Here is a 24579-nt window from a genome sequence, read left to right as displayed (position 1 = left end):
TCCGTTCCGATACGGCACATCGTCCTCCTCATGGTTGTGGCGCATTCGCGCGCAGCCACACCGCACCCGCCGCAGCGCGAGCGATGTCCGCGGCGTAGGCGCAATTGACGTGTAGGTCCCTGGTGGTGTGCATGGCGCGGTTGCGGATCTTCGACGTACAGCCGTCGTGCATGTCCTCGCAGACCCAGCACGCCGGGATGCACTCGGCGAGGAACGAGATGGTGTCCGTCTGATCGGTGGTCTGCTCGTTCCTGGTTTCGGGCGTCGGACAGCGCCGCGTCCGAAGCCGCGCGCCCAGCAACTCCGCGAACGCCTGTTCGACGAGATCCGCGATGCGCACGGTCTCGTCGCCCAATCCGCCGCCGCCGTCACCGGGCAGCGAGTGGATCTCGACACACTCGCTCGGGCAGTCGTCGATGCGGCCGCCGATCATGTCGAGCTGAATGACGGCCACGATCTGCGCGGGATCGGCGGCGTGACAGCGAGCGTAGGCGGTGCTGCCCCGCATGTAGAGCTCTTCCGCGTTGAACAGCACGAATCGAATCGTGCGGAGTCGGCGACCGGGCATCGCGCCGAGCACCTCGGCCGCGGCCAGCACCCCCGCGATGCCGCTCGCGTCGTCGTCGACCCCTGGGGCCCGATCGCGTCCGCAGTCGCTGTTGTTGGCGATCGAATCGAGATGGGCGCTCAGCACGACCACCTCGTCCTTGAACGGCGAATCGGCCGCGGCGGGCAGCTCCGCGACCACGTTCTCGAACACGCGCCCGAGATCGCGAGCACTCTCGCACCACACATTGCTGGCACCACACGTGCGCCGCAAAAGGGTCGCCAGTGCTGAAACGACCCGCGGATTGTCAGCGTGCAGAACGTGCCGGCTCTGGACGCCATCCGTCTCGTCGGGCAAGGCGCCCAGCTCGTGCCACCAGGGCGTGAGACACCGGCGCAGGAGGACTTCGTCCAACGTCTCCAGGTGCGTGCGCTCCCTCGGACTCAGGGCCGTCCCCCCTCGCCAGGCTCGAAACGGCCGCGCGCATCTCTCGGCAAGACGCGGTTGGAGCTCCATGAGCAGCGTGTGGCACGACGGCGCCGGCAAGTCCTCCGCCAGAAGACCGGGGGAGCGCACCGCGAAGACGGCACCGCGCCGCGTTCGCTCGAAGAAGTGGGCGCGCTGTTTCGCCCAATCGAATTCCGCGTCGCGACCCTCGGCGTCCGCGTGCGCGAGAAAGTACAGCGCGTCGGTGTCGACACTGGTTCCCTCGAGCATGGTCACGCCGTCACATCGGCTCAGCGGTTCATAGGGCCCGACCCCAAACAGCAGTGATGCACGCTCGTTCCGGTCAGCGTGCAATGGCAGCAGGGGAAGTTGCAGGGCGAGGAGATCCGGGAGCGCCGCGTCACTGCTGATCTTCGCGTACACGAGGACGTCTCCGTCGAGAACGCTCGCCGCGAGATCGGGATGTGGCGCCACGACCAGACCGGCCTTCGCTGCTTCGGCGCGCCGCTGGGGACTCGCGCTGACATAGACCTTGGCTTCCCTCGCGACGACCTCGAAGTGCGTGTCCGAGGCGAGCGGAAGCTGAGCGGGGCACGGCGTCATCAGCTCGTTCAATCCGGCGCCACGCAGCAGGACGTCGACCTCGTCCGTTGTGGCCTCGTTCGCGACCGGCAGCGCCTCGAGGCGAGCGCGCGTCGCCAACCGCGCGAGCGACTCCCGCATCCCCGGGAAGAGGTTCAGTCTCGGCGCCCCACCGCGTGGGCAGCGACTGATGCAGCCGAGCGTCCCGAGGACGTCGAACAGAACCAGTGGTTTCTCGTCGCTCATGCCGCATGCTCCCCGCTGCCGAGCCACGGGGCGAGGCCGCCGGCGTGGGGCGCGGCGCGATAGAAGGCGCGCGCCGTGGCGCGGTTGCGGCGCAGCATCCAGCCGACGGCGCTGTCGCGGATGCGGCGGCGGTGGTTGGGGAAGCTGAAGTCGTCGCGCGCGAAAGCGTCGGCGGCGGCGTGGGCGGCGAGGATGCCGGTGCCGATGGCGGCCGAGATGCCCTCGCCGAACCAGGGGTCGATGCCGACGGCATCGCCGGCGAGCAGGACGTGCGGGGCGCTCTGGGCGACGGCGGGATCGTAGAGCGGCGCGGTGGCGCCCTCGATCGCGTCGGGATCGAAGCCGACGCCCTGGCGGTCGAGCTCGCCGGCGAACAGATCGCGCAGCGAGCTGGCGCGGTCCCAGCGCGCGCCACCCAGGCCCCGGTTCATCAGCGGCTCGCCGGCGCGCACGGACGGAAAGTCCCAGCGGTAGCCGCGGAGGCCGCGGGCAGCCGGGCGAAAATCGAAGACGGCCATCCCCGGCTGGCCTGTCGCGGTCGCGGACGACGCGGGCATCGGCGTGAGAACTTCGAGGGCGACGAAGCGTGGCTGCCGGCCGCCGACCAGCGACCTGCGCACCAGGCTGTTGGCGCCGTCGGCGCCGATCAGCACCCGGCAGGTCTGGACGTCATGCTCCGTGGCGACGGCGATGCCGCCGGGGGCGCGCTGGACCTGCGTCACCCGCACGCCTTGGCGAATCGCGACGCCGCGCGCCGCCGCGGCGGCGAGCAGCGCGTGGTCGAGCTCCTCGCGGCGGACGACGCGAAACATGCGCGGGCTGTGCCGCACGGCGCACCCGCCCGGGTACTCGAAGCGCACCGTGTCGATGGAGACCGAGGGTACGTCGGCGCGAACGCCGAGCACGCCCAACAGCCGATCAGCCTCGCGCACCACGCCTCCCCCGCACAGCTTGTGGCGCGGGAATACGGCTCGATCGAGCAGCAGCACGCGCTCGGCGAAACCGAGGGTGGCGAGCTGGATCGCCGCGGCCGAGCCAGCCGGTCCTCCACCGACGATGACGACGTCGAAATCCGTTCGATCCCCCTGGTCGGCGTGGTCAGTAGACATGGAACCCGGCAGTGCGCGAAGGCGATGCCGCGTGTCGCGCGGTGCTCTGTCGCCACATCGAAACCTGGCTGTCAAACCCATCCACGCGCCGTCGAGCAACGCGCATGCCGGCGCGGCGCCGTGCGACTCCGCGGCCGCGCGGGCTCATCTCCGAGTCGCCAACGCCGCGCGTGAGCGGAATACCGCACAGCGTGTCCGCGCGGGCGTACAGCCGCCCGCTGCCGTTGTCGTCTCATCCCCGCTCGCGATGCGCGTGGCACGAGAGGCAGGTCGCGGCGCGGCACCGCGCGTCCGTTCCGCGGCGTCGCCCCCCGCTTGCCTGGACTCGCGTCGCCTCGGTCCGCCAACTTTGACTTGCCCCTGATTGCTGGTATGGTCCGCGCCGCGTGATTCGTTCTGGATCACGCGTGACTCACATGGGTGCTCGCGTCGTCGCAATCATTCCCGCACGCTACGAGTCCACTCGTCTCCCCGGAAAGCCCCTCGCCGACATCGACGGCCAGCCGATGATCCAGCGCGTCTACCAGCGCGCGGCGCAGGCGAGCGGCGTCGAGCGCGTGCTGGTGGCGACGGACGACGCGCGCATCCGCGATGCGGTGCGGGCGTTCGACGGCGACGTGGTGATGACCGGGCGCGAGCATCGCACCGGCACCGATCGCATCGCCGAGGTGGCGCGCACGCTCGACGCCGAGGTGATCGTCAACGTCCAAGGCGACCTGCCGCTGCTCGATCCGGCCCTGGTCGCCGCGGCGCTGGCGCCGATGCTCGCCGACCGCGGCCTGCCGATGGCGACGGTCAGCACGCCGATCACCAGCCGCGAGGACCTCGGCGATCCGAACGTCGTCAAGGTGGTGACCGACCGCGACGGCTACGCGCTCTACTTCTCGCGCAGCCCCCTGCCGCATCGTCGCGACGGCGCGGCGAGCGGCCCGCTCGGCCACAAGCACATCGGCCTCTACGTCTACCGGCGCGATTTCCTGCTCCGCTTCGCCCAGTTGGCGCCGACGCCGCTGGAGCAGGCCGAGCAGTTGGAGCAGTTGCGGGCGCTGGAATGGGGATTTCGCATCAAGGTGACGGAAGTCGAGGCGGCCTCGATCGAGGTCGACACGCCGCGCGATCTCGAGCGAGCGCGCGCCCGACTCGCAGCGTTGAGGTGAGGGTGGGATGTCGAACGACGTGAAGCGCACCAAGTTCATCTTCGTCACCGGCGGCGTCGTCTCGTCGCTCGGCAAGGGGCTGGCCTCGGCCTCGATCGGCGCCCTGCTCGAGAGCCGCGGCCTGAAGGTGTCCATCCTCAAGATGGACCCGTACATCAACGTCGACCCGGGCACGATGAGCCCGTTCCAGCACGGCGAGGTGTTCGTCACCGACGACGGCGCCGAGACCGATCTCGATCTCGGCCACTACGAGCGCTTCCTGTCGGTGCGGATGAGCCAGAAGAACAACTTCACCACCGGCCAGGTGTACGACGCGGTGATCAGCCGCGAACGGCGCGGCGACTACCTCGGCGGCACGGTGCAGGTGATCCCGCACATCACCGACGAGATCAAGGGCCGCATCCTCGCCGCCGCCGAGGGCTGCGACGTGCTGATCGGCGAGGTCGGCGGCACGGTGGGCGACATCGAGAGCCTGCCGTTCCTCGAAGCCATCCGCCAGTTCCGCTGGGACCGCGGCCGCGAGAACGTGCTCTACGTCCACCTCACCCTGGTGCCGTACATCTCGGCCGCCGGCGAGGTGAAGACCAAGCCGACCCAGCACAGCGTCAAGGAGCTCACCGGGCTCGGCATCCAGCCCGACATCCTGGTGTGCCGCACCGATCGCCCGCTGGAGGCGAAGATCAAGGCGAAGATCGCGCACTTCTGCAACGTCGACGAGCGCGCCGTCATCACCGCCCGCGACGTCGACTGCATCTACGAGGTGCCGCTCGCCCTGCACGAGGAAGGCATCGACGAGCGCCTGGTCGAGATGCTCAACATGTGGACCGGCGCCCCGCAGCTCGCGAAGTGGCAGAAGGTGGTCCACACCGCGAAGACGGCGCGCGAGGTGGTGCGCATCGCGGTGGTCGGCAAGTACGTCGACCTCGCCGACTCCTACAAGAGCCTCAACGAGGCCCTGGCGCACGGCGGCTTCGCCAACGAGTGCAAGGTGGCGCTCGATTTCGTCGATTCGGAGAAGATCGTCAGCGAGGGCCTGCCGGAGCACCTCACCACCGCCGACGGCGTGCTGGTGCCGATGGGCTTCGGGCCGCGCGGCACCGAGGGCAAGATCGCCGCGGTGCGCTTCGCGCGCGAGGAGAAGGTGCCGTTCTTCGGCATCTGCTTCGGCATGCAGATGGCCGTGATCGAGTACGCGCGCAACGTCTGCGGCCTGAGCGACGCGAACTCGAGCGAGGTCGACGAGCGTTCCCCGCACCCGGTCATCCACCTGATGCAGAGCCAGCACACGGTCACCCGCAAGGGCGGCACCATGCGGCTGGGCTCGTACCCGTGCGCGCTGTCCGAGCACTCGCTGGCGGCGCGCCTCTACGGCAAGCGCAAGATCAACGAGCGCCACCGGCACCGCTACGAGTTCAACAACGCCTACCGGGAGCAACTGACGCGCGCCGGCCTGGTGCTGAGCGGCGTATCGCCGGACGACTCGCTGGTGGAGATCGTCGAGCTCGCCGACCACCCGTGGTTCATCGGCTGCCAGTTCCACCCCGAGTTCAAGTCGCGCCCGTTCGACTGCCACCCGCTCTTCAAGGGCTTCATCCGCGCCGCCCAACAGCACGCCGCCGCGGCCCACAAGGCGCCGCTCCTGAGCGCGGTGCGCGCCGCGCACTGATCCCGGCGATCGAGCGGATGGCCGCCGATGACCACCGCGCGAGGCGGTTGACGCATCCGCGCTCCCGGCCGTGAGCGCACGGCGCGCGTGATCCCGGGGCCGTCCGACCCGCCGCCGCCGCGTTCCGCGTTCGTCAGCGGGCTGGCGTGGACCATCATCGGGGCGAGCGCGCTGCTCGTTCCGATCAGCGTCATCTCGCTCCTGATGATCCTGGCCGGCAGCTACGGCACGGCCTCGACGGACGTGCTCGGCTTCCTCGCCGTCGTGGTGGCGCCGCCGGCGGCGCTCGCGGCCGGCATCGGATTGCTCGGGCGGCGGACCTGGGCGTGGTACGGCGTCGTCGCGCTGCTGGTCGCGCTGATGCTGGCGAACGCGTACGAGCTGCTGACGGCGCGCGACGCGACGACGACCCACCGCTCGCCCGCCGGGGTCGAGACGACCGTGCTGGCGTCGGAACCCAACCACCACAGTCTGCCGATCATCGTGGTCTGCGCGTTCGTCCTGGCGGCGCTCGGCTCGCGCGCGGTGCGCGCCGAGCTCGGGGTCGGACGCCGGCCGCGCGCCACCGCCGCACCGACGGCGCCGGCGCCGGGCAACGCGCCCGCCCGCCCGCCGCGCGGCTGGCGCGTCGGCCATCGCGGCCGCGACGGCCTGTACTACGAGGAGCGCCACTGGGGCGTCTGGCGGCGGATCGACATCGACGGCGAGATGCTGACCGGCCGCGCCCACCACGTCGTCTACTTCGCCTCCCCCGAGCGCTGGCAGCGCTACCCAGCCTGGGCGCGGGGCCGCCGCGATGCGATCATCGCGCGCATCAAGAGCGAGCTCGGACCGCCCGAGTACGAGTACGGCGATGGCGGGCCGGCGGCGACGGCCGGCGCGGCCCCGCGGCCGCATCACGACGCCGCGCGGCAGCGGACGGCGCTCCTTCTGGCGGTCGCCCTGCTCCTCGCCCTCAGCGCCGGGGCGGGCTGGATGGTGCGACGCGGCGTCGAGCGCGGCGCGACGTGGTTGCCGGCGCCGCGCGTGACGCAGCAGCGCCCGGTCTCCCGCGCCCAGGAGCCGGCGACCTTCTGGCTGGCGATCGGCGTCTATGCGCTCGTCAGCGTCGGCAGCGGCGGCCTCGCCCTGTGGGGCCTGCGCGCCGGCTGGCGCGGCTGACGGGTCGCCCGGCGGTCAGTCCGTGCGCGGCACGAAGCGCAGGGCGCCGGCGCGCGTGAAATACGACACGTAGGTCGAGCCGCGATTGCCGCGCAGCATCGCCAGCATGTGTTCGCAGAGCGCGGCCGCCGCATCGGCCGGCAGTGGATCCGCGCGCCACACCGGGATCGCCAGCTCGCCGGCGGCGTCGGTCACGAAGCCGGGGGCGCGGCGCTTCACCTCGTCGAGCGCCGCGTGCAGCCCGGCGACCGATCCCGCCGCGAGGTGCGCCAGGCCGAGGTTCAGCCACGACCCGATCCGCGTCGGACTGGTGCGCACCGAGTGCTCCAACTCGGCGACGGCGAGGTCGAGCTGACCGGCGCGCCGGTAGGCTTCGCCGCGATAGCCGAACAGCGTCGGCCCCGGGCTCTGGGCCAAGGGCAGCGCCCGCTCCCAGAGCGCGATCGCGGCCTCCGGTCCCTCGGTGAAGAGGGCCACCGCCATCGACCCGATGTACGCCCAGCGGGTCGTCTCGTCGGCCGCGATGGCGCGGCGAAAGAAGCCGCCGGCGGCGGCATAGTCGCCCAGGTACAGGTCGAGCTCGCCGCGATAGCAGAGGGCGATCGGCGAGCCCGGGCTGTCGGCGACCACCGCGTCGAGCCGCCGCCGCGCCTCGTCGACGCCGGCGGTCTGGATGGTCGCCAGCGCCCACGAAGCGCGCCAGCGGGGCGAGGCGCGGAGCCGGAGCCGCGACAGGCTGCCGTCGGCTTCGATCATCGTCGGCGTGGGGCTGCGATTGCCGCCCAGGCGATCGAGCGCCGTCCATATCAGCGCCGCGATCTCGCGCGGGTCGCCGCGACCGAGCGCCGGCTCGCAGCCGGGGCAGAGCCGGATCAGCCCCTCGCGCAGCGGTTCGAGCACGAAGGGCGCGATGTGCGGCACCCGTTCGTGCTCGATGTTGGCGAGCACGCGCAGGAGATTGACCACGAAGGGATCGAACGAGGAGGGCAGATCGGTGGCGTACGTGGCATCGGCGAGCGCCTCGCCCGCAACGCCGGCGCGCAGTCGCGTCTCGGCCCGCCAGCACCAGGCCGTCGGCTCGGCCGGATCGGCCGCGATGGCGGCGCTGAAATCGGCCTCGGCCGCGGCGAGATCGCCATGCCGCAGGCGAGCGACGCCGCGGATCACCAGGGCCGTCGCTGGCGGCCGCGGACCGGCGACGAGATCGGTCACCATCGCCGCGGCGGCGGCGACCTCGTTACGCCACAGGCAGAGGCGCGCCTGCTGCAGGCGAGCCTCGCCCGCCTGGACAGCAGCGGCGAGCTGCAATTGCTCCTCGGCCGCCGCCAGGTCGCCGAGGGCGATGAACTGCTGCGCCGCGAACAGCCGCTGCTCCGCCGCGACGCCGGGGGCGCGGACGGCATCGTGGAGCGCCGCCAGCCCGTCGTCGTAGCGCTCGGTCGAGGCGAAGTTGCCGGCGGCGAAGAGCGCGCGATCGAAGGGAACGGGCTGGCGCTGCAGCGATGCGGCGAGCAGGTCGGCGGCGCCGAAGTCGTCGTGGCAGCGGGCATGCATCCGCGCCAGCCGCACCAGCCACTCGCCCGACGGATCGCGCCGGGCGAGCTCCCGGCCCACGGCCATCGCATCGTGCAGGCGCCCCAGCTCATAGAGCAGCGCCAGCTTGCGCTCGAGCAGGCCGGGGTCCTTCGGGCCCTCGGCGATGGCGCGATCGAGGAGGGCGAGCGCGTCGTCGTAGCGGTGCTGCTCGAGCAGCGTGGCGACGTCCGCGACGGGCGACCCAGGTTCGGTGGGGTTGGGATCGGGCACGAGATGAATGTCGCTCCGCCGGCCGGAAAGGTCTCCCGCATCGCCGTCCGCGGGGGGTTTGTCAATTCCCGTTCCGGCGTCGCGCTCGAGCGGCGCGGACGGCGGCCGCGGAGCCGGTCCGCGGGGTACCTCCGCCTCGGCCGCCGCCAGATCGCGCACGGAAGCCGTCCGGGGTCCGCAGGGGGAGCCCGGACCGCCTCGAACCGGGCCGATGCAGCAATTTTTCTCTTGCCGATACCCCTGGGATCATGCAACCGTATGCGCGTTAGGGGGGTTTCGCTCTTTCGCTCTCAATAGTCGATCTGACGCGGCGCGTTGTGGAACGTGGCCGCTGGGATGTGTCGTCAATAAACGCCTCGGCGCGCGGCAGAAACCGTCGCGCAGAGCCAGACACGGGTGGGCGCGGCTCCACCCGGAAGGGGGACAGGGAATGAAGCGCAACATCTTTGTGGTCGGATTGGTTTGTGGAGCGGTCGCGATGGCCGGCACGGCTCTCGCCGGCCCGCCGGCCGACGGAACCGGCACGGTCGGCACTTGCTCGATCAACGGGTCGATCAAGCTCAAGCCGGCCCTGGTCACCGGCGGCACCAGCGCCGGTTCGGTGAAGGCGAAGGCCAAGGGCGACGGCTGCACTGGCGGCACGATGGACGGCGCCAATGTCGTCAGCTTCAAGGCCAAGGGAACCGGCACGACGACGTCGAACGACTGCGCCAACCTCCTCGGCCCGCAGCCGAGCACGATCTCGCTGTCCGTGAAGTGGAAGGTGTCGAAGGGCAGCCCGAAGCTGAACGCCTCCACCATCACCTTCTCGACCCAGACCGGCGGCCTCTCCGGCGATCTGATGCACGGCAGCTTCGCCCTGTCGGGCAGTGTCACCGCCGGCTCGTTCAACGGCAATCCGGTGAGCGTGTACGTGGAGACCGATCAGACCCTGACGGAAATCGGCACCGCCTGCGGCGCCAAGGGCGTCAAGAAGATCACCTTCGGTCTGACTGGCGGCTCGGCGGCTGCCACCCTGTAATTCGGCTGTTTCGGCGAACGGCACGGGGGGAGCGCCTGCTCCCCCCGGCGTCGTTCGAGACCTTTCCGGGTCCTTCGACCCGCTCGGTCAGCAACTCCCCTCACCGCGGCTGCTGGTAGTGCTCCTCGGTGGGCCACCGCAGCCCCCCGATCCGAGGCGTCACCGGATCGGATTCCCGTCGGGCTCCGTGCGACCGACCCGTCGCTCCGGCGCCGGTGCTCGCATCGGTGGCCATCCGGGTCCATCTGTGGTTTCCCTACTCGGCGATGACGCGTGAGGTCCAGATCGGAGCGGTGCGCATCGGCGGCGGGCAGCCGCTGGCGTTCATCGGCGGCACCTGCGTCATCGAGGGGCGCGACAGCGCCCTGCGGCACGCCGAGGCGATGCGCGACATCTGCGCCAGGCGCGGCGTGCCGTTCGTCTACAAATCGTCCTTCGACAAAGCCAATCGCACCTCGCTGACCTCGCCGCGCGGCCCGGGCCTCGAGGACGGGTTGCGGATTCTCGCCGAGGTGCGGCGCGAGATCGGCGTGCCGGTGGTCACCGACGTGCACGAGATCGGCCAGGCGGCCGCGGTGGCGGAGGTCGCCGACCTGCTGCAGACGCCCGCCTTCCTCTGCCGTCAGACCGACTTCCTGCTCGACGTGGCGCGCGCCGGCAAGCCGGTGAACGTCAAGAAGGGCCAGTTTCTCGCCCCCTGGGACATCGGGCCGCTGCTCGAGAAGGTCGCGTCGAGCGGCAACCCGCACCTGCTGGTGACCGAGCGCGGCGCCAGCTTCGGCTACAACAACCTGGTCGCCGACATGCGCAGCCTGCCGGTGCTGGCGAGCTTCGGATATCCGGTGGTGTACGACGCCGGCCACAGCGTGCAACTCCCCGGCGGACAGGGCGGCGCGTCGGGCGGCCAGCGCCAGTTCATCCGGCCGCTGGCGCGGGCCGCGGTGGCGGTGGGGGTCGACGCCGTCTTCCTCGAGACCCACGAGGATCCGGACCGCGCTCTCAGCGACGGCCCGAACTCCTACCCGCTGGCCGAGCTGCCGGCGCTGCTCGACGAGCTGGTGCGGATCGATGCCGCTGCCCCGTAAGGCGAATCGCGCCCCGCGCGCCCGCCGCCCCGCCGACAGCGAGGCGCTGAAGCGCGCCCGCCGCGTGCTGGCGATCGAGATCGCCGCCCTGCAGGCGGTGCGCGAGCGGCTCGACGCGCGCTTCGATCGCGCCGTCGAGCTGATCGCCGCCTGCCGCGGCAAGGTGGTGGTCACCGGCATCGGCAAGTCGGGCCTCATCTGCCGCAAGATCGCGGCGACCCTGGCCAGCACCGGCACGTCCGCGAGCTTTCTGCACGCCGCCGAGGCGGTGCACGGCGATTTCGGCATCGTCGGCAAGGAGGACGTCGTCCTCGCCGTCTCGTACAGCGGCGAGGTCGAGGAGGTCCTGCGGCTGCTGCCGATGTTCAAGCGGCACGACCTGACCGTGATCGCGCTCACCGGCGCCCCGACCTCGACCCTGGCGCGCGCCGCCGACGTCGTGCTCGACGCCAGCGTTCCCGCGGAGGCGTGTCCGCTCGGCCTGGCGCCGACCGCCAGCACCACCGCCGCGTTGGCGCTCGGGGACGCGCTGGCGGTGGCGCTGCTCGAACGCAACGGGTTCGGCGAGAGCGATTTCGGCGCGCTGCACCCGGCCGGCAGTCTGGGCCGCCGGCTGCTGACGGTCGGCGAGCTCATGCATCGCGGCGACGACCTGCCGCTGGTGCACGCCGACGCGCCGATGGCCGACACCGTCATGGAAATCACCGCCAAACGGCTCGGCGTCACCGGCGTGGTCGACGCCAACCGCGAGCTGATCGGCATCGTCACCGACGGCGATCTGCGCCGCGGCCTGCAGCGCGGCCGCGAACCCCACCGCCTGGCGGCGCGCGATCTCATGAGCGCCAACCCGAAGACCATCGAGCCGAATGCGCTGGCCGCGCGCGCGCTGGCCGACATGGAGCGCCACAGCATCACCTCGCTGTTCGTGCTGGCGCCGGGGAGCCGGCGGCCGGCCGGCGTCATCCACCTGCACGACATCCTGAAGGCCGGCGTCGCGTAGCCGCGGCGCGGGAGATCCCCGCCGCCGGGCTCCCCTTCCACGGCCAACTGTGGTCATCTGAGCGTTCGTGAACCCGCTCCGCCGTTTCTACCGGCGCTCGCATCGGCTGCGGCGATTCGTCCGCCGGCGCAAGGACGCGCTGACCTACCATGCGGTGCGCGTGGCCCTCTGGCTGCCGCGGCAGGTGTCGCTGGCCACGGCGCTCCGCCTCGCCGACCGGGTGGGCGACATCATCTACGCCGTCGACCGCAAGACCCGCGAACGGTCCCTGGCCCATCTCGACGTCGCCTACGGCGACGCGCTGAGCCGGGACGAGAAGGAACGGATCGCCCGCGCCGCCCTGCGCAACGCGGCGCGCTGTTTCGTCGAAGTGACCCACATGGAGGACCTGAAGCGCCGCTTCGACGACGGCTACGTCACCGTCGACGGCTGGGAGCACGTGCGCGCCGTCCTCGAAGCCGGCAAGGGCGCGATCGTCGTCACCGGGCACATCGGCAACTGGGAGATCCTCGCCGCCTACTTCGCCGGGCGCGGCATCCCCATCGCCGGCATCGCCAAGCAGATGAACGACCCGCGGCTGAACCGGCTGCTGGTCGACTTCCGCGCCCGCAACGGCGTCCGCGCGATCATCCGCGAGAGCCCGAGCTCGGGCCGCGAGATCCTCCAGGTATTGCGCCAGCGCGGCGTCCTGGCGCTGCTCATCGACCAGGACATCCAGGCCCCGTCAGTGTCGGTGCCCTTCTTCGGCCGCCCGGCGCGCACGCCGGCGGCCGCCGCCGCGCTGGCGGTCCGCCGCGATCTGCCGATCGTGCCCGCCTTCGCCCGCCGCCGACCCGACGGAGGCCACCAGCTCACCGTGCTGCCGCCGCTCCACCCGCCGCGCAGCGGCGACCGCCGCGCGGACGTGGTCACGCTGACGCACCGCTGCGGCGAGATCATCGAGGCGCAGGTGCGCGAGAACCCGACCGAATGGGTCTGGTGGCACAAGCGCTGGCGCCGCCGGCCGGTGCCGCGACTTGATCTGGACGCTGAATTTCACTACCAGAATACTGTTTTGTCGTAATATCGGAGGTTCGCTGATGCCGACGCCAGACCCGCGCATGATTCAGTTGATGAGCTACTACCGCGACGCCGAGCTGCATGGCGCGACGTTGCTGCTGCGGCTCATCAAGATGATGGACGACCCGGATGCGCAGGTGAAGCTGGCCCTGCACCTCGCCGACGAGACGCGCCACGCCTGGCTGTGGACGAAGCGCATCAACGACATGGGCGGCGAGCCGATGAAGATCGAGGACGGCTACCAGAAGCGCGTCGGCCTGCGCACGGTGCCGCGCTCGATCCTCGAGATCCTCGCCCTGACCGTCGTCGTCGAGGAGCGTTCGTTCGCGCGCTACCTCGAGCACATCGAGAACCACGACCCGGATCCGCAGACGCTCGAAGTGCTGAAGGACGTGACCAACGACGAGAAGTGGCACATGTCGTGGATCCGCAACAAGCTGATGGAGCTGGCGCGCCAGGAAGGGGACGAGAGCCTGGCGGAGAAGGCGATCGAGAAGTACCGGCGCATCGACGCCGAGGTCTACGGCGAGCTGAAGGCGAAGGAGATCGCCGTCTTCGGTGACGCCGTCGCCTGACGTCCCCCGCCCGCAGAGCGAGGGCCAGGTCGAGGCCGTCGCGACCCATCGTGCCGACGCGATGGCGCCCGCGGCGGCGCCATCCTTCCGCGATCGCCTCGAGCTGTTGATCTTCCGCGCCGCCATCGGCGCCTTCGCGATCCTGCCGCGCGCGCTCGCGCTGCGGCTGGGCGCCCTGCTCGGCGATCTCTTCTATCTGCTCGATCGCCGCGACCGCGCCATCGCGCTGATCAACCTGGGCATCGCCTTTCCCGACAAGACCCCCGCCCAGCGCCGCGCCCTGCTGCGGGCATCGGTGCGCAACCTCGGCCGCACCGCGGCCGAGATCTGCCACCTCCCGTCGCTGACGGCGCAGACCGTACACGACTACGTCTCGGTCGAGGATCCGGATCGCTGGCAGGCGACGCTCGATCGCGCGGCGCGGGAGGGCACGCTGATCCTCACCGGCCACTTCGGCAACTGGGAGCTGCTCGCCTACGCCCACGGACTCCTCGGGCATCCGATCACGCTCGTGCACCGGCCGATGAACAACGAGCTGGTCGACGATGCGATCACCAGCCTGCGCGAGCGAGCGGGCACCGTGTCGCTGCCGAAGAAGAGCGCGGCCAAGGCGGCGCTGCGGGCCCTGCGTCGACGCCAGATCGTCGCCATCCCCGCCGACCAGAACCAGACCCGCCGCTACGGCGTGTTCGCCGACCTGTTCGGCCGGCCGGCGTCGACCACCCCCGGCCCCGCCCGCCTGGCGATGCTGAGCGGCGCCCCGGTGGTGCCGGTGTTCCTGGTGCGCGACGGCACCAGCGACCAGCACCGCATCGTCGTCCTGCCGGAGGTGGAGCTGGCGAGGAGCGGCGATCGCGACGCCGACGTCATCGAGAACACGCGCCGCTGCAACGCGGTGTTCGAGACCATGCTGCGTCGCTACCCCGAGCAGTGGATCTGGTTCCACAAGCGCTGGAAGACCCGCCCCGTCGGCGAGCCGCGCATCTACTGACCGCCGGCGTGTCAGGGCGGCGGCGCTGATGCTCCGCTCAGGGTTGCCACGCCGCGGCCCGCGCACGGGCGGTGACCACCATATCGGTGAGCGCGCCGTGGCACGCGGCGGAGACAGCGGCGCGCCGCAACTCGCCGTCGATGCGACTCTGGACACGGTCCAGGGCGCGGATCGCCGCCATGACCCGCCGCTGCGCCTGCGTCGGCTGCATCTGCGCGGCGGCCTGCGCCAAGCGCGAGCGCACGCGATCGAAGCGACGGCCGGTCGCGACCGAGAGCGTCTCACCCGGACAGCGTGCTGCCTCGCTGCCGGAGGCTCCGAGCAGGCAGGTGATCGCGTCGAGACCCGGCAGCAGCGTGTGCTGGCACCCGAGAATGTGCCGGCAGGTATCGATCGTGCAAACATCGCCATCGTCGCATTGCGCGGCTCCGCAGCAGGCGTATGGCGACGCCGAGCAGCCGGTCGCGGCGTCGCAGTGACCGGTGCCGCAGGGATACGCGCACTGCGCGTCGGCGACGCAGTCGGATTCGGCAACCGGGCACGCTCCCGGATCGACGTCGAGCGCCCACAGCTCGCGACCGGTCGCCGGCGTGCTGGCGGTGAAGTAGAGCCTCCCGCAGGCGGCGGTGAGATCGGCCGGCGCGGAGCCGTCCGGACCCGGCACCAAGTCCGCCACCCGCGACGTCCCGGCGGCCGTCCCGTCGCTCTGCCAGAGCTCGGCCCCCGCCGCGTCGCTGGCGGCGAAGAACAACGTGCCGCCGACCGCCGTCAGCGAGCTCGGCGCCAGCGCGCTCACCAGCGCAGTCCCGGCGACCGTTCCATCGGTATGCCAGAGCTGGTCGCCGCCGGCGGCGATCCGCCGAAAAGCGAGCCCGCCGTCGAAAGCGGTCAAATCGGCGGCGTCGCCCTGCAACACCACGAAGGTTCCTCCCGGCGTACCGTCGCTCCGCCACAGCGCGGCGCTGGCTGTGCCCGCACCGACCATGAGATAGAGCAGGCCGCCCGACGCGGTGAGCTGGGTTGCCGCCTGCGTGCCATCTCCGAGCAGGCCGAGCCAGCGGAAGCCATTGCCGTCGTGCACCTGGAGCGCCGTCGGCACCCCGGCGGCGACGAAAAACAGCCGGCCGCCGGCACCCGCCATGGCACTCGCGGCGGTGCCGGCAAGCAGCGGCGCGGTAGCAGCGCCGTCGCTGGACTCGAGCGAGTATTCGGTGAGGTAGCCGTCCGTGCGGCTGAAATACAACCGCTGGTTGACCGCGGTGAACTGCGACAGGTCGGCACCGATGTAGAAGCAACAGAAACAGCCGATGGAACAAACGCGTTGTGCGTAGAGGCCGACACGGAAGGTTCCGTCAGTGGTGCCGTCGCTGCGCCAGACGCCAAACCCGTCCTGCCGGAAGTAGAGGAGCCCGCTCACCGACGTCAGCGAGTCGATGATGGGATGCCAGCCCGTGCACGGTCCGCCGAACACCGAACAAACCCCATCGCCGTTGAGTGTTGCCACCAGCGTCGTCCCCGCGGCCGTGGCATCGGTGAGCCAGAGGTCCTCGAACGGCCCGCTGGCGCTCGGCGCGGTGAAGGCGACCCGTCCATGGTGCTCGGTCAGATTGGCGACGGCGCCTGCGCGTAGCTGCACGGTACCAGCACTGGTGCCGTCGCTACCCCAGAGGTTCGACCCGCCGCGCCGGAATACCACTGATGTGCCGGCGGCGCGGATCGTATCGATGTCGGCATCGGCCGCGCCGGGCGCCAAGTCGGCGACCGGGTAGGGCGCGGCAACCGCGCACGCCACCGACAGGAGAAACGCGGCGGCGCTGCCCGCAGCCGACCACGGTGCTGCCATGCGCGCCGGCTACCACGGCAACGCCGCTGCGGACAAGAGATTTCTGGTCGACCGGAGCGGCTCTCCGCTGCGCCGCCCGCGCGACGCTCACCCGAGGTCGCGCAGCGCCGCGGCAATCGCTGCCAGCGCGCGTTCGCTGTCGTCGTCGCCGATGGTCAGCGGCGGCGCCAGGCGGACGACGGTGTCGCGGTGCAGGGTCCAGTTGAGAATCAGACCGCGCGCGAAGGCGGCGCGGCAGAAGGCCGCCGTGTCCTGCGCGCCGGCGAATTCCAACCCGATCAACAGGCCGCGCCCGCGCACGTCGACAAGCCGGGCGCTGCGCAGGGCGTCGAGCCGCGCGCGCCAGTGCGCGCCGACCTGGGCCGCGCGCTCGGGCAGGCGTTCGCGCGCCATCACCTCCAGCGCGGCGAGGCCGGCGGCGCACGACAGCGGATGGCCGCCGAATGTCGTCACGTGCGCCAGCGGCGGGTCGTGCGACAGGCTCGCCATCAGCGCCGCGCGCCCGACGAAGGCGCCGAGCGGCAGGCCGCCGCCCAGCGCCTTCGCCAGCACCAACACGTCCGGCACGACCTGCCACTGCTGACAGGCGAACCAGGTGCCGGCGCGGCCGCAGCCGGTCATCACCTCGTCGAACACCAGCAGCGCCCCGACGGCGTCGCAGCGGGCGCGCAGCGCGGGCAGGAAGTCGGGACCCGGCACGCGCACCCCGCCCTCGCCCTGGATCGGCTCCACCACGACGGCGGCGACGCGGTCGTCGATGCGGTCGAGCTGGCGGTGGTCGTCGAAGGGCAGGAACTCGACGTCGCCGAGCAGCGGTTCGAACGGCGGCCGATACACCGGGCTGTCGCACAGCGACAGCGCGCCCAGGGTGTCGCCATGATAGCCGCCGCAAAAGGCGACCAGGCGCAAGCGGCGGGTCGCCTTGCGCGCCAGCTTGATCGCGCCTTCGATCGCCTCGGTGCCGCTGTTGCAGAAGAACGCCACGTCGAGGTCGCCCGGCGCCAGCTCCGCCAGCCGCTGCGCCAGGCGCACCTGCGGCTCCTCGACGGCCTCGCCGTACACCATGACGTGCAGGTAGCGCTCGGCCTGTGCCCGCACTGCGGCGACCACCTCCGGATGCCCGTGGCCGACATTGGCGACGCCGATGCCGGACAGGAGGTCGAGATAGGCGCGGCCGTCGGCATCCCAGATCGTCGCTCCCTCGGCCCGCGCGACGACGATGCCGAGCGGCGCGGCCGAAGTCTGACAGACGTGGCGGAGGAACCCGCGCCGCAGCTCGTCAGGACGCATCGCCGTCGAACCAACTGCCGAGACGCGCCCGGCCGCCCTGACGCCACGCGAGCGGCGGCCGCTGCATTGCCCCCAGCGGACTGACCAGATGCACGCCGCACGCTTCGAGCGCCGCCGTCACCGCCAGCCGGCGCCCCGGCTCGGCGGCGACGCCGGCACCCTCGAGCACGCCGCGCAACGGCCACAGCAGGTCGCGCAGCGCCTCGACGGAGGCGATCGGCATGATCCGCAGGGTGCGCCCGAGCGGCGACGGACGGAACGCCGGGCGCGGCTCGACGATCACCGTTCCGGCGGCCTCGTCGGCCGCCGCCAACACGCGGGCCCGTTCGCCAGCGAACGTCGCCCACTCGGATTCGTCGCGCAGGCGGCGAATGGCGAGGCGGTCGCCGACCCCGAGCCGTGCCGGCGGCAGGATGTCGGCGAGGCGCGCCAGCTCGCCGGCGACGGCGGCGCCGAGCGCCAGCGCGGCATCCCGCTCGCCGACGACGAAGCAGAGCTGCGGCGACAGGCAGCCGCGTTGATCCCAGACGGCGGTGTCGAACGCGAGGTCGGCGGCGGTGGCCGCGTCGCCGGCGAGTCCGGCGGTCACCACGGCGAAGCTGATGCGATGGCCGTGACCGATGAAACGGCCGCGGCTGCGGCGGGCGAGGTCGGCGACGGTGGCGTCGTCGCCGGACGCGACGGTCAGATCGGCGGCGGCGAGCGCGACGTCCTCGCAGGCGCGATCGCCGCCGGGCCAGTAGGGGGCGGCGAGACACGCGGCGAGCTCGGGATCCCTGGCCGCGACCGAGGCGATGAAGAGGCCTGGGAACTGCCGGTCGCCGCGACCGGGCTTGAGCAGCGCCGCGGCGCCGACCGCGAGCGAGAGCGCAGCCGGGATCGCCGCCATGCCGGGGAGGTTGCCGGGCAGCACGTGCAGGGCGAGCGCCGGCCCCTGCCGGTCGCCGGCTTCGCGCCGCACGAGATCGGCGAGCGCCGGCGCGGCCAGCGGTGCCAGCATGGTCGGCAGCGCGCGGCGAATCATCGGCCCCGAGAAGCCGGTGGCCGCGGGCAGAACGGCGACGGCGCGTTCCAGCCAGGACGAATGCGGCGCGATCCAGTCGGCCGCGACCTGCTCCAGCGTCTGGATCGTCGCCTGGCGCGAACGCCCGGCGAGCTGCGGTTGAACGCCTCGCAGGGCGGCGATGACCCGCGCCAGCTCCGCCGGGGTCGTGTCATCGCTGCCGACGCGGGAAGGCTGAACCGCCGTGAGCGAGGCCGTCACGCCGCGTCCCATTGCGCGGCGGCGAGCGAGCAGCCGCGCTCCTCGGCGCCGGGAGCGCGACCGCGCAACTCGAAGCCGTCGGCGACGGCGACCGCGAGGTCCTCGGAGAGGATCGCCATGGCGCTGCCGGCGTTGGCGAGGTCGACGTGGCAGACGAGCCCGACGGTACCGGGCGCGGCGGGAGCGAGGGTCGTCGGATCGAGCAGGCGGGCACGGGCCCAGTGCGGGCCGAGCTTGCGGCGCGGCGCGTGCTGGCCGGCGACGCGATCGGCCACGACGCTGTCGTAGTACTGGCTGGAGAGCTCGGCCATGCCGTACTCATTGACCACGAAGTATCCGGGGATCGCGAAGGCGCCCCAGACGGCATGCAGCAGACCGTTGCGCGACAGGCGGCGGGGCGCGCCCTTGTCGCCGCCGGTATCCATCAGCCGGCTGCCGTGCGGCAGGCGGAAGGCGCGACCGCGATCGCGCAGCGCGTCGAGGGCGCGCAGCAGCGCGGCGGTGGTGGTCAGGATCGCCAGCGGCTGCCCCTCGCGCTCGCTCGCCTCCAGGGCGGTGACCAGGCGGTCGACGGCCAGCCCGTCGGCGTCGGCGGCATACCCGCCGTCGGATGCGAATTCCTCCAGGGCCCAGGCGACCATCTGCGCCAGCGAGGAATCCGGCTGCTCCTCGGTCGACGGAATGAGGGAGACGAGGCGCATGCGGCTGACGTCGGGAAAGAGGAAGCGACGCAGACCAGCGAGCGCCGCGGCGCGGTAGAGGCGGAGGTCGGGCAACAGGTGGCGGGAGCGGAGGGCCGCGCCGCGGGTGGTGCCGCTCGACAGGAAGATGCGCTGTGGCGCGCCGCAGGTCAGCTCGGCGTGCTTGAACGCGACCATCGGGACGGGCGGAATCCCGAGCCAGTCGCGCACCGAGTCGGGGGTGGCGCCGCGGCGGCGCGCGAAGTCCCGGTAGGGAGCGCAGTGTGCGAACTGATGGGCGAACGTCGCCAGCGCCAGGTCCTCGAACCGGTCGACCGCGGGGTCGGCGATGAACGCCAGGACGCGCTCGTAGAGCGGTTCCACCGGGCGACGCTAGCCTGGGCTCGCGGTCGCTTCAACGGCGCGGCCCCGGTGCGGCGCGCCGACGCGAGACGGCAACTTGACACGTTGACTGACGCCAGCCAGCATCGCCCACAGGGACACATCGGGGCCTATGGAACGGGGAAATTTCGTCGTCATCGCCATCGTCGTGGCCGCGGTCGCGCTGTTCGCGCTGCGGTTCTTCTCGGAGAGTCCGGAGGACGCCCAACTGGCCGCGCTGTCAGCGACCGACCGCGCCGGCCATCCGGGAACCGGGCTCGGGGATTATGCCGGCGGCTCGGACGGGCGTGGCGGCCGCCTCGGCGGCCCGGCCGGCGTCGGCGGCACCCGCGGCGGATCGCTTGGCGGCGGATCTGGCGGAGCGAGCGGCGGCTCCGGGGGGTTCGCGGGCCGCGGCGGCTCGGCGGCCGTGGTCGGTGGCGGCGCGCGCGCGGGCGGATCGGTCGGGACTTCCGGGAGCTCCGCCGGTGGCAAGGGCGGCAGCGGCGCCACGGTGGCGGACATCGGCGGCGCCGGGCGCGTCGCGCCGAAAGCGGAGCGGCAGGCCGATCTGGTCGAGTCCCTGAGCTCACGGCCGCCGACGAAGAGCGATCTCGACCGCCCGGTGCAGAGCGACAACGGCGACGACGTGGCGCTCAAGTTGGACACCACCAAGGACATCGTCGAAGCCGATGGCCAGACGGTGGGCGAGGTCAAGGACGCGGAGAACGGGGACCAGGGCATCAAGGTCGAGGCCAATACCCGCGTCGAGTTCCCCAACGCCGGCAACGCCTCGAAGGAGGGCAGCATCTCCTTCACGCTCAAGCCGGAATGGGCCGGTGCCGATGCCAGTGACAACGCCCTGGTGCAGATCCGCCAGGAACACGAGTGGAACAATCGCCTCGAGATCGTGAAGAATGGCGAGTTTCTGCGCGCCATCCTGACCGACAACACCGGCAAGGAAGCCGACATCAGCTTCCGCATCGCTGATTGGCAGGCGGGCCAGGAGAAGACGATCAACTTCTCCTGGGGCAAGGACGATTCGGGGCAGGGCCGCACGGAGCTCACGATCGACAATCAGGTCGTCGGCCGGAACCAGTACCCGGGCGAGCTGCAGTTCGCGCCCAACACGCCGATGATCTTCGGTGCCGACCACCCGGGCAGCACCTATGGCAGCGCCCAGGCGACGATCGGCAACTTCGTGGTTGGCAAGGCGCCGCTCTTCACGCATTGAACGGCGCCGGCCGATTGGCTGGCCGCGAGGGAGCCGGGGAAGCCGCCCTCGAGATTGATCCCGCTCGGCGGGAGGCGCGCCGGATGCTGGCGCTTTGCCCAAGAAAGGTTGCTGGGTTGTTAGTCTCAGAAGCCGTTCAGGCCTAACAACCAACAACCTAGCAACCTAACAACCTGGGGCTGCCTCGCGGGAGCAGCGAATTCTTGGGCAAGGCCGGATGCTGGCGCACTAGCGCGCGAACCCGACTCGCACCCGGGCGACGTGCCCGGCTCGTCCCGCGGCGAGGCCGTCGCTCCGTCCGGCGCAGTAGCGTTCCGTCAATTGCTGGCCGGTGAGGTCCTCGATCAGGTCCAGGCCCAGGTCCCGCAGCTCGGCCGTCAGGCTGGTCGGATCGAAGCCGGAGATCCACGGCTCGCCCATGGCCGCGCGCTGCGCGCGCATCGCCTCCAGGGTCGGCACGCCGGCGTCGAGAACCCGCTGGTCGAAGTAGGTGAAGACCAGCTCGCTGCCCGGTGCGGCGCAGGTCGCGATGGCGCGCAGGGTCGCCAGGTTGGCGGCGCGCGGCAGGTAGATCGTGACGCCGAGCCAGGAGAAGAAGGCCGGCGCCGACGACGAGAAGCCGGCCAGCGCCAGCGCCGCGCCGAGCGGCTCGCTCGCGAGGTCGGCGGCGACGAAGCGCACGTTCGCCGCCACCGCGGCATCGGCGAGGCGGGCGCGCTTGAGGGCCTGGCTCGCCGGCTGATCGACCTCGAAGATGTCGAGCGCGCGGGCGTACGGCGGCTGCCGGACGCAGAAGCTGTCCAGCCCCGCGCCGATCAGCACGTATTGCCGGACACCGCCGGCGGCGGCGGTCGCGAGGGCGTCCTCGGCGTAGCGCGTGCGCAGCACCACGCCGCCGTAGGTCGGATGCCGGCGCAACACCACGTCGAGCACCGCGCGCTGCGACCCCAGCGCCTCCAGGCGCCGCCGCGCGTCGGGAGTCGCCTCGGCGAGGATGCGATCGACCAGCGCGCCCTTCTCGTCATCGGAGACCAGGCGTTCGCCCCACGGATCGTCGATCAGGCGCGGGCGATCGAGGCGAGTGTGGATGGCCCGCATCAGGGCCGCCGCCAACGCGGTCCGGCTGGCCGTCATGGCGCGGCCTCGCGACAGGCGAGCGGGGGTGTGCAGCGACGTCGGGGAACGGACAACTCAGCCTCGATCGGACAACCGCTCTGTCACATCGGGACGTGGAGGAACAGGGAATTCCGATGCCTTCAGGCTTGCAACCGTGTTACGCGGTCAGTGTGCAGGAGGCTGGAGACAGGATCGCCGTCATCGGCTCGGGACCCAGCGGCGCCAACGCCGCGCTGACGCTTCTGGAGCGCGGCAAGCGGGTGATCCTCTACGACGTCGGCGTCGTCGAGGCGGACCTGCCCGAACCGGAAGCGGACTTCGAGGGTCTCAAGGAGCGGCTCGCGGATCCGCAGGCGTACTTCCTCGGCCGGGATTTCGAGGCGCTGATCCCGCAGGACGCGCAGGCGCTGCTCTCTCTTCCCCCCTCGCGCTCCTACCACCTGCGCGCGGACGACCCGAGGTTCGGCTTCCAGGCGACGCCGGACTTCGCGCCGTTCCATTCCCTGGCCCGCGGCGGCCTGGCCAACGGCTGGTCGGGGCTCAGCATCCGTTGGGACGAGGACGACCTGCGCGGCATGCCGGTCAGCGCCGAGGACTTCCGTGCGGCCAGCAGGAGGGCCCAGCAGCGGCTGCCGATCAGCGGCCCGGAAGGGGACGACGATCTGTCCCCGTACCTGTCGCACGCCGATGCCCTCCAGCCTCCGTTGGAGATGAATCGGCACGAGGCGCTGCTCCATTCGCTCTATCGACGGAACCGCGGCCGCATCCGGGCGCGGCGCCACCTCCTGATGGGACGCTCGCGCGTCGCCGTCGATACCCGGCCGGGGTCGGAACGGGCGTGCACCTACTGCAACCGCTGCTTCTGGGGCTGCCCGCGAGGGTCCATCTACAACCCCCTGAGCACGCTCGAGGAGTGCCAGCGATATTCCACGTTCGAATACCGTCCGCATGCGCTGGTATCGCACTTCGGCGGACGCGACGGGCACCTGCGCTCGCTCGAGCTCTTCGACACGAAGGAGAGCCGCTGGCGATCCGACCCGGTCGGCACGGCCGTGCTGGCGGCGGGCGCGCTCGCCACGGGCGGCATCTTCCTGCGGACGCTCAAGCACGATGCCTCCCTGCGCGGGCATTTCGCCGCCCATGAGCTGCGGACGAAATCGGTCCTCGACACCCTGTCCGTCCGCATCCCCTACCTGCTGGGGCCGATGGTCGGCCGGCCGGAGTCGCATCGCAACTTCCAGTTCAACAAGCTGCTGCTCGGGTACGTGGGCCCTCTCCCGGACGGGTACCCCCGCTTCATCCAGGGACAGGTGCTGTCGCTCAGCAGCCTGCTCTACCACCCATTGATCCGCACCGTGCCGCTCGGGACGTACTTCGGCAGTCGGCTGTTCTTCCTGCTCAAGTCGGCGCTCGGATCGATCACGTACTACCTGCCCGACGCCCCCCACGGGGTGAACGCGATCCGGCTTCGCGAGGATCGCGACGCCCTCCTCGGGGACCGCATCGAGATCACGTACGAGAACGCGGCGCACAAGCGCGAATGCCTGCAGACGCTGGTGCGCGCGACGTCGGGCATGCTGCGCGATTGCCGATCCCTCGCCCTGAGCTGGCAGACCGAGGTGCGTCCCAACGGCTACGGGATCCACTATGGAGGCACGGTTCCGATGTCGACGCGCGAGGATCTGCTGTGCGTGAACCCGCAGGGCCGCTCCTACGCGTACCGCAACCTGGTCGTCGCCGATGGCGCGACGTTTCCGGTGCTCCCCTCCAAAAGCATCACCTACAACCTGGTGGTGAACGCGATTCGCATCGCGGAGGCCGTGTGACGGACGGGGCACGCGAAGCCGAGCTCCTCTCGAGGTATCTCACCGGGGCGCCAGCGTCGCCCTCGGTGGCCCGGGCCTATGCGCGCTGGCGGGAGACGGCGGCCGTGCCGGCGCCGATCACCGCCTACGAGCGCTGGCTCACGGGGTTCGCGCTGCGCGGGCCAACGGCGCTGCGCTGGGTGGACGCGTGGACGAGCTGGCGAGCGCGCAACCACGAGGTGCGCCACCTGCTCAACGCCTTCCTGGCGATCGCCGAGTGCGACGGGCAGACCGTCCGACGCCTGAATCCCGAAACGGAATCGCCCTGGATCAATCGGCTCCGCCTCGCCGGATGCGTCGTCCGCTTCGGCGGCATCCTCGCGCTCGCGAGCGTCGGCCTGCCGCTCGCCTATCTCTGCAATTCGGCCTACCGAAGCCGCCGCGGCGAGAACGCGTTGACCCCTCAGTCGCGCTCGTAGAATCGGCCTCGGGGCCGAACGCCTGCGGCGACGGG

General features: G+C 71.6%; 20 protein-coding genes. 12 read left to right on the top strand and 8 right to left on the bottom strand.

Features of this window, described 5'->3' with window-relative positions; all coding sequences use genetic code 11:
* Positions 1–28: 28 nt before the first annotated feature.
* Both KF840_08750 and KF840_08745 read right to left on the bottom strand, forming a co-directional pair.
* Positions 29–1822 (bottom strand): M20/M25/M40 family metallo-hydrolase, encoded by a 1794-nt coding sequence (locus tag KF840_08750; GenBank protein ID MBX3024983.1) that lies wholly within the window; start codon positions 1820–1822, stop codon positions 29–31.
* On the bottom strand, positions 1819–2931 hold the full coding sequence (locus tag KF840_08745) for an FAD-dependent monooxygenase (GenBank protein MBX3024982.1): 1113 nt from the start codon (positions 2929–2931) through the stop codon (positions 1819–1821). The genes KF840_08750 and KF840_08745 overlap by 4 nt, the downstream gene beginning before the upstream one ends.
* 416 nt (positions 2932–3347) lie before the next feature.
* On the opposite strand from KF840_08745, the gene kdsB reads away from it, so the two are divergent.
* The 3 genes from kdsB (at position 3348) to KF840_08730 (ending at position 6915) form a co-directional block, all read left to right on the top strand.
* The gene (gene kdsB, locus KF840_08740) at positions 3348–4088 is read left to right on the top strand and encodes a 3-deoxy-manno-octulosonate cytidylyltransferase (protein ID MBX3024981.1); all 741 of its coding nucleotides are present in this window, start codon (positions 3348–3350) and stop codon (positions 4086–4088) included.
* Between the two features lie 7 nt (positions 4089–4095).
* Complete coding sequence (locus KF840_08735; protein MBX3024980.1) at positions 4096–5754, top strand: CTP synthase; 1659 nt, start codon at positions 4096–4098, stop codon at positions 5752–5754.
* Positions 5755–5841: 87 nt separating this feature from the next.
* The gene (locus KF840_08730) at positions 5842–6915 is read left to right on the top strand and encodes a hypothetical protein (GenBank protein MBX3024979.1); all 1074 of its coding nucleotides are present in this window, start codon (positions 5842–5844) and stop codon (positions 6913–6915) included.
* 15 nt (positions 6916–6930) lie between these two features.
* Here the strand turns inward: KF840_08730 and KF840_08725 are convergent, their stop codons facing one another.
* Positions 6931–8721, bottom strand: a complete 1791-nt coding sequence (locus KF840_08725) for a tetratricopeptide repeat protein (GenBank protein ID MBX3024978.1) — start codon at positions 8719–8721, stop codon at positions 6931–6933.
* A 430-nt stretch (positions 8722–9151) separates the two neighbouring features.
* Here KF840_08725 and KF840_08720 point away from each other — a divergent pair, with 430 nt between their 5' ends.
* The 6 genes from KF840_08720 (at position 9152) to KF840_08695 (ending at position 14452) form a co-directional block, all read left to right on the top strand.
* Positions 9152–9742, top strand: coding sequence for a hypothetical protein (locus KF840_08720; protein MBX3024977.1), 591 nt, complete (start codon positions 9152–9154; stop codon positions 9740–9742).
* Between the two features lie 266 nt (positions 9743–10008).
* Complete coding sequence (gene kdsA, locus KF840_08715) at positions 10009–10827, top strand: 3-deoxy-8-phosphooctulonate synthase (GenBank protein ID MBX3024976.1); 819 nt, start codon at positions 10009–10011, stop codon at positions 10825–10827.
* Positions 10811–11827 carry a KpsF/GutQ family sugar-phosphate isomerase gene (locus KF840_08710; protein ID MBX3024975.1) on the top strand — a complete coding sequence of 339 codons (1017 nt, stop codon included), beginning with the start codon at positions 10811–10813 and terminating at the stop codon, positions 11825–11827. The genes kdsA and KF840_08710 overlap by 17 nt, the downstream gene beginning before the upstream one ends.
* Before the next feature lie 67 nt (positions 11828–11894).
* Positions 11895–12890 (top strand): lysophospholipid acyltransferase family protein, encoded by a 996-nt coding sequence (locus KF840_08705; protein MBX3024974.1) that lies wholly within the window; start codon positions 11895–11897, stop codon positions 12888–12890.
* A gap of 16 nt (positions 12891–12906) precedes the next feature.
* Entirely contained in the window at positions 12907–13461 is a 555-nt protein-coding gene (locus KF840_08700; protein ID MBX3024973.1) for a ferritin-like domain-containing protein, read from the top strand.
* Positions 13445–14452 carry a lysophospholipid acyltransferase family protein gene (locus KF840_08695; GenBank protein MBX3024972.1) on the top strand — a complete coding sequence of 336 codons (1008 nt, stop codon included), beginning with the start codon at positions 13445–13447 and terminating at the stop codon, positions 14450–14452. The genes KF840_08700 and KF840_08695 overlap by 17 nt, the downstream gene beginning before the upstream one ends.
* Positions 14453–14489: 37 nt before the next feature.
* On the opposite strand, the gene KF840_08690 is transcribed toward KF840_08695, so the two are convergent.
* The 4 genes from KF840_08690 to KF840_08675 form a co-directional block, all read right to left on the bottom strand.
* Positions 14490–16295, bottom strand: coding sequence for a hypothetical protein (locus KF840_08690; protein MBX3024971.1), 1806 nt, complete (start codon positions 16293–16295; stop codon positions 14490–14492).
* A gap of 87 nt (positions 16296–16382) precedes the next feature.
* Entirely contained in the window at positions 16383–17585 is a 1203-nt protein-coding gene (locus KF840_08685; protein ID MBX3024970.1) for an aspartate aminotransferase family protein, read from the bottom strand.
* Complete coding sequence (locus KF840_08680; protein ID MBX3024969.1) at positions 17575–18849, bottom strand: hypothetical protein; 1275 nt, start codon at positions 18847–18849, stop codon at positions 17575–17577. Before KF840_08680 ends, KF840_08685 begins: the two co-directional genes overlap by 11 nt.
* Positions 18846–19913 carry a long-chain fatty acid--CoA ligase gene (locus tag KF840_08675; GenBank protein ID MBX3024968.1) on the bottom strand — a complete coding sequence of 356 codons (1068 nt, stop codon included), beginning with the start codon at positions 19911–19913 and terminating at the stop codon, positions 18846–18848. Before KF840_08675 ends, KF840_08680 begins: the two co-directional genes overlap by 4 nt.
* A gap of 166 nt (positions 19914–20079) precedes the next feature.
* On the opposite strand from KF840_08675, the gene KF840_08670 reads away from it, so the two are divergent.
* Entirely contained in the window at positions 20080–21144 is a 1065-nt protein-coding gene (locus tag KF840_08670) for a hypothetical protein (GenBank protein MBX3024967.1), read from the top strand.
* 228 nt (positions 21145–21372) lie between these two features.
* Here KF840_08670 and KF840_08665 read toward each other — a convergent pair whose 3' ends face one another.
* A complete protein-coding gene (locus KF840_08665; protein ID MBX3024966.1) occupies positions 21373–22278 on the bottom strand; it encodes a class I SAM-dependent methyltransferase in 906 nt (301 codons plus the stop codon).
* 152 nt (positions 22279–22430) lie between these two features.
* On the opposite strand from KF840_08665, the gene KF840_08660 reads away from it, so the two are divergent.
* Complete coding sequence (locus KF840_08660; protein ID MBX3024965.1) at positions 22431–24086, top strand: hypothetical protein; 1656 nt, start codon at positions 22431–22433, stop codon at positions 24084–24086.
* Positions 24083–24544 carry a hypothetical protein gene (locus KF840_08655; protein MBX3024964.1) on the top strand — a complete coding sequence of 154 codons (462 nt, stop codon included), beginning with the start codon at positions 24083–24085 and terminating at the stop codon, positions 24542–24544. Before KF840_08660 ends, KF840_08655 begins: the two co-directional genes overlap by 4 nt.
* Positions 24545–24579: the final 35 nt, after the last annotated feature.

Source organism: bacterium, assembly GCA_019637795.1.
In the GTDB taxonomy this organism is placed as follows: domain Bacteria; phylum Desulfobacterota; class Binatia; order HRBIN30; family CADEER01; genus JAHBUY01.
This window is presented reverse-complemented; position numbering and strand designations above follow the sequence as displayed.

What these genes read in the sequence shown, in the direction of transcription:
- KF840_08710 (MBX3024975.1), top strand. Translation starts at nt 10,811, where the DNA reads ATGCCGCTGCCCCGTAAGGCGAATCGCGCCCCGCGCGCCCGCCGCCCC.
- KF840_08745 (MBX3024982.1), bottom strand. Translation starts at nt 2,931, where the DNA reads ATGTCTACTGACCACGCCGACCAGGGGGATCGAACGGATTTCGACGTC.
- KF840_08735 (MBX3024980.1), top strand. Translation starts at nt 4,096, where the DNA reads ATGTCGAACGACGTGAAGCGCACCAAGTTCATCTTCGTCACCGGCGGC.
- KF840_08690 (MBX3024971.1), bottom strand. Translation starts at nt 16,295, where the DNA reads ATGGCAGCACCGTGGTCGGCTGCGGGCAGCGCCGCCGCGTTTCTCCTG.
- KF840_08720 (MBX3024977.1), top strand. Translation starts at nt 9,152, where the DNA reads ATGAAGCGCAACATCTTTGTGGTCGGATTGGTTTGTGGAGCGGTCGCG.
- KF840_08685 (MBX3024970.1), bottom strand. Translation starts at nt 17,585, where the DNA reads ATGCGTCCTGACGAGCTGCGGCGCGGGTTCCTCCGCCACGTCTGTCAG.
- kdsB (MBX3024981.1), top strand. Translation starts at nt 3,348, where the DNA reads ATGGGTGCTCGCGTCGTCGCAATCATTCCCGCACGCTACGAGTCCACT.
- kdsA (MBX3024976.1), top strand. Translation starts at nt 10,009, where the DNA reads ATGACGCGTGAGGTCCAGATCGGAGCGGTGCGCATCGGCGGCGGGCAG.
- KF840_08750 (MBX3024983.1), bottom strand. Translation starts at nt 1,822, where the DNA reads ATGAGCGACGAGAAACCACTGGTTCTGTTCGACGTCCTCGGGACGCTC.
- KF840_08700 (MBX3024973.1), top strand. Translation starts at nt 12,907, where the DNA reads ATGCCGACGCCAGACCCGCGCATGATTCAGTTGATGAGCTACTACCGC.
- KF840_08665 (MBX3024966.1), bottom strand. Translation starts at nt 22,278, where the DNA reads ATGACGGCCAGCCGGACCGCGTTGGCGGCGGCCCTGATGCGGGCCATC.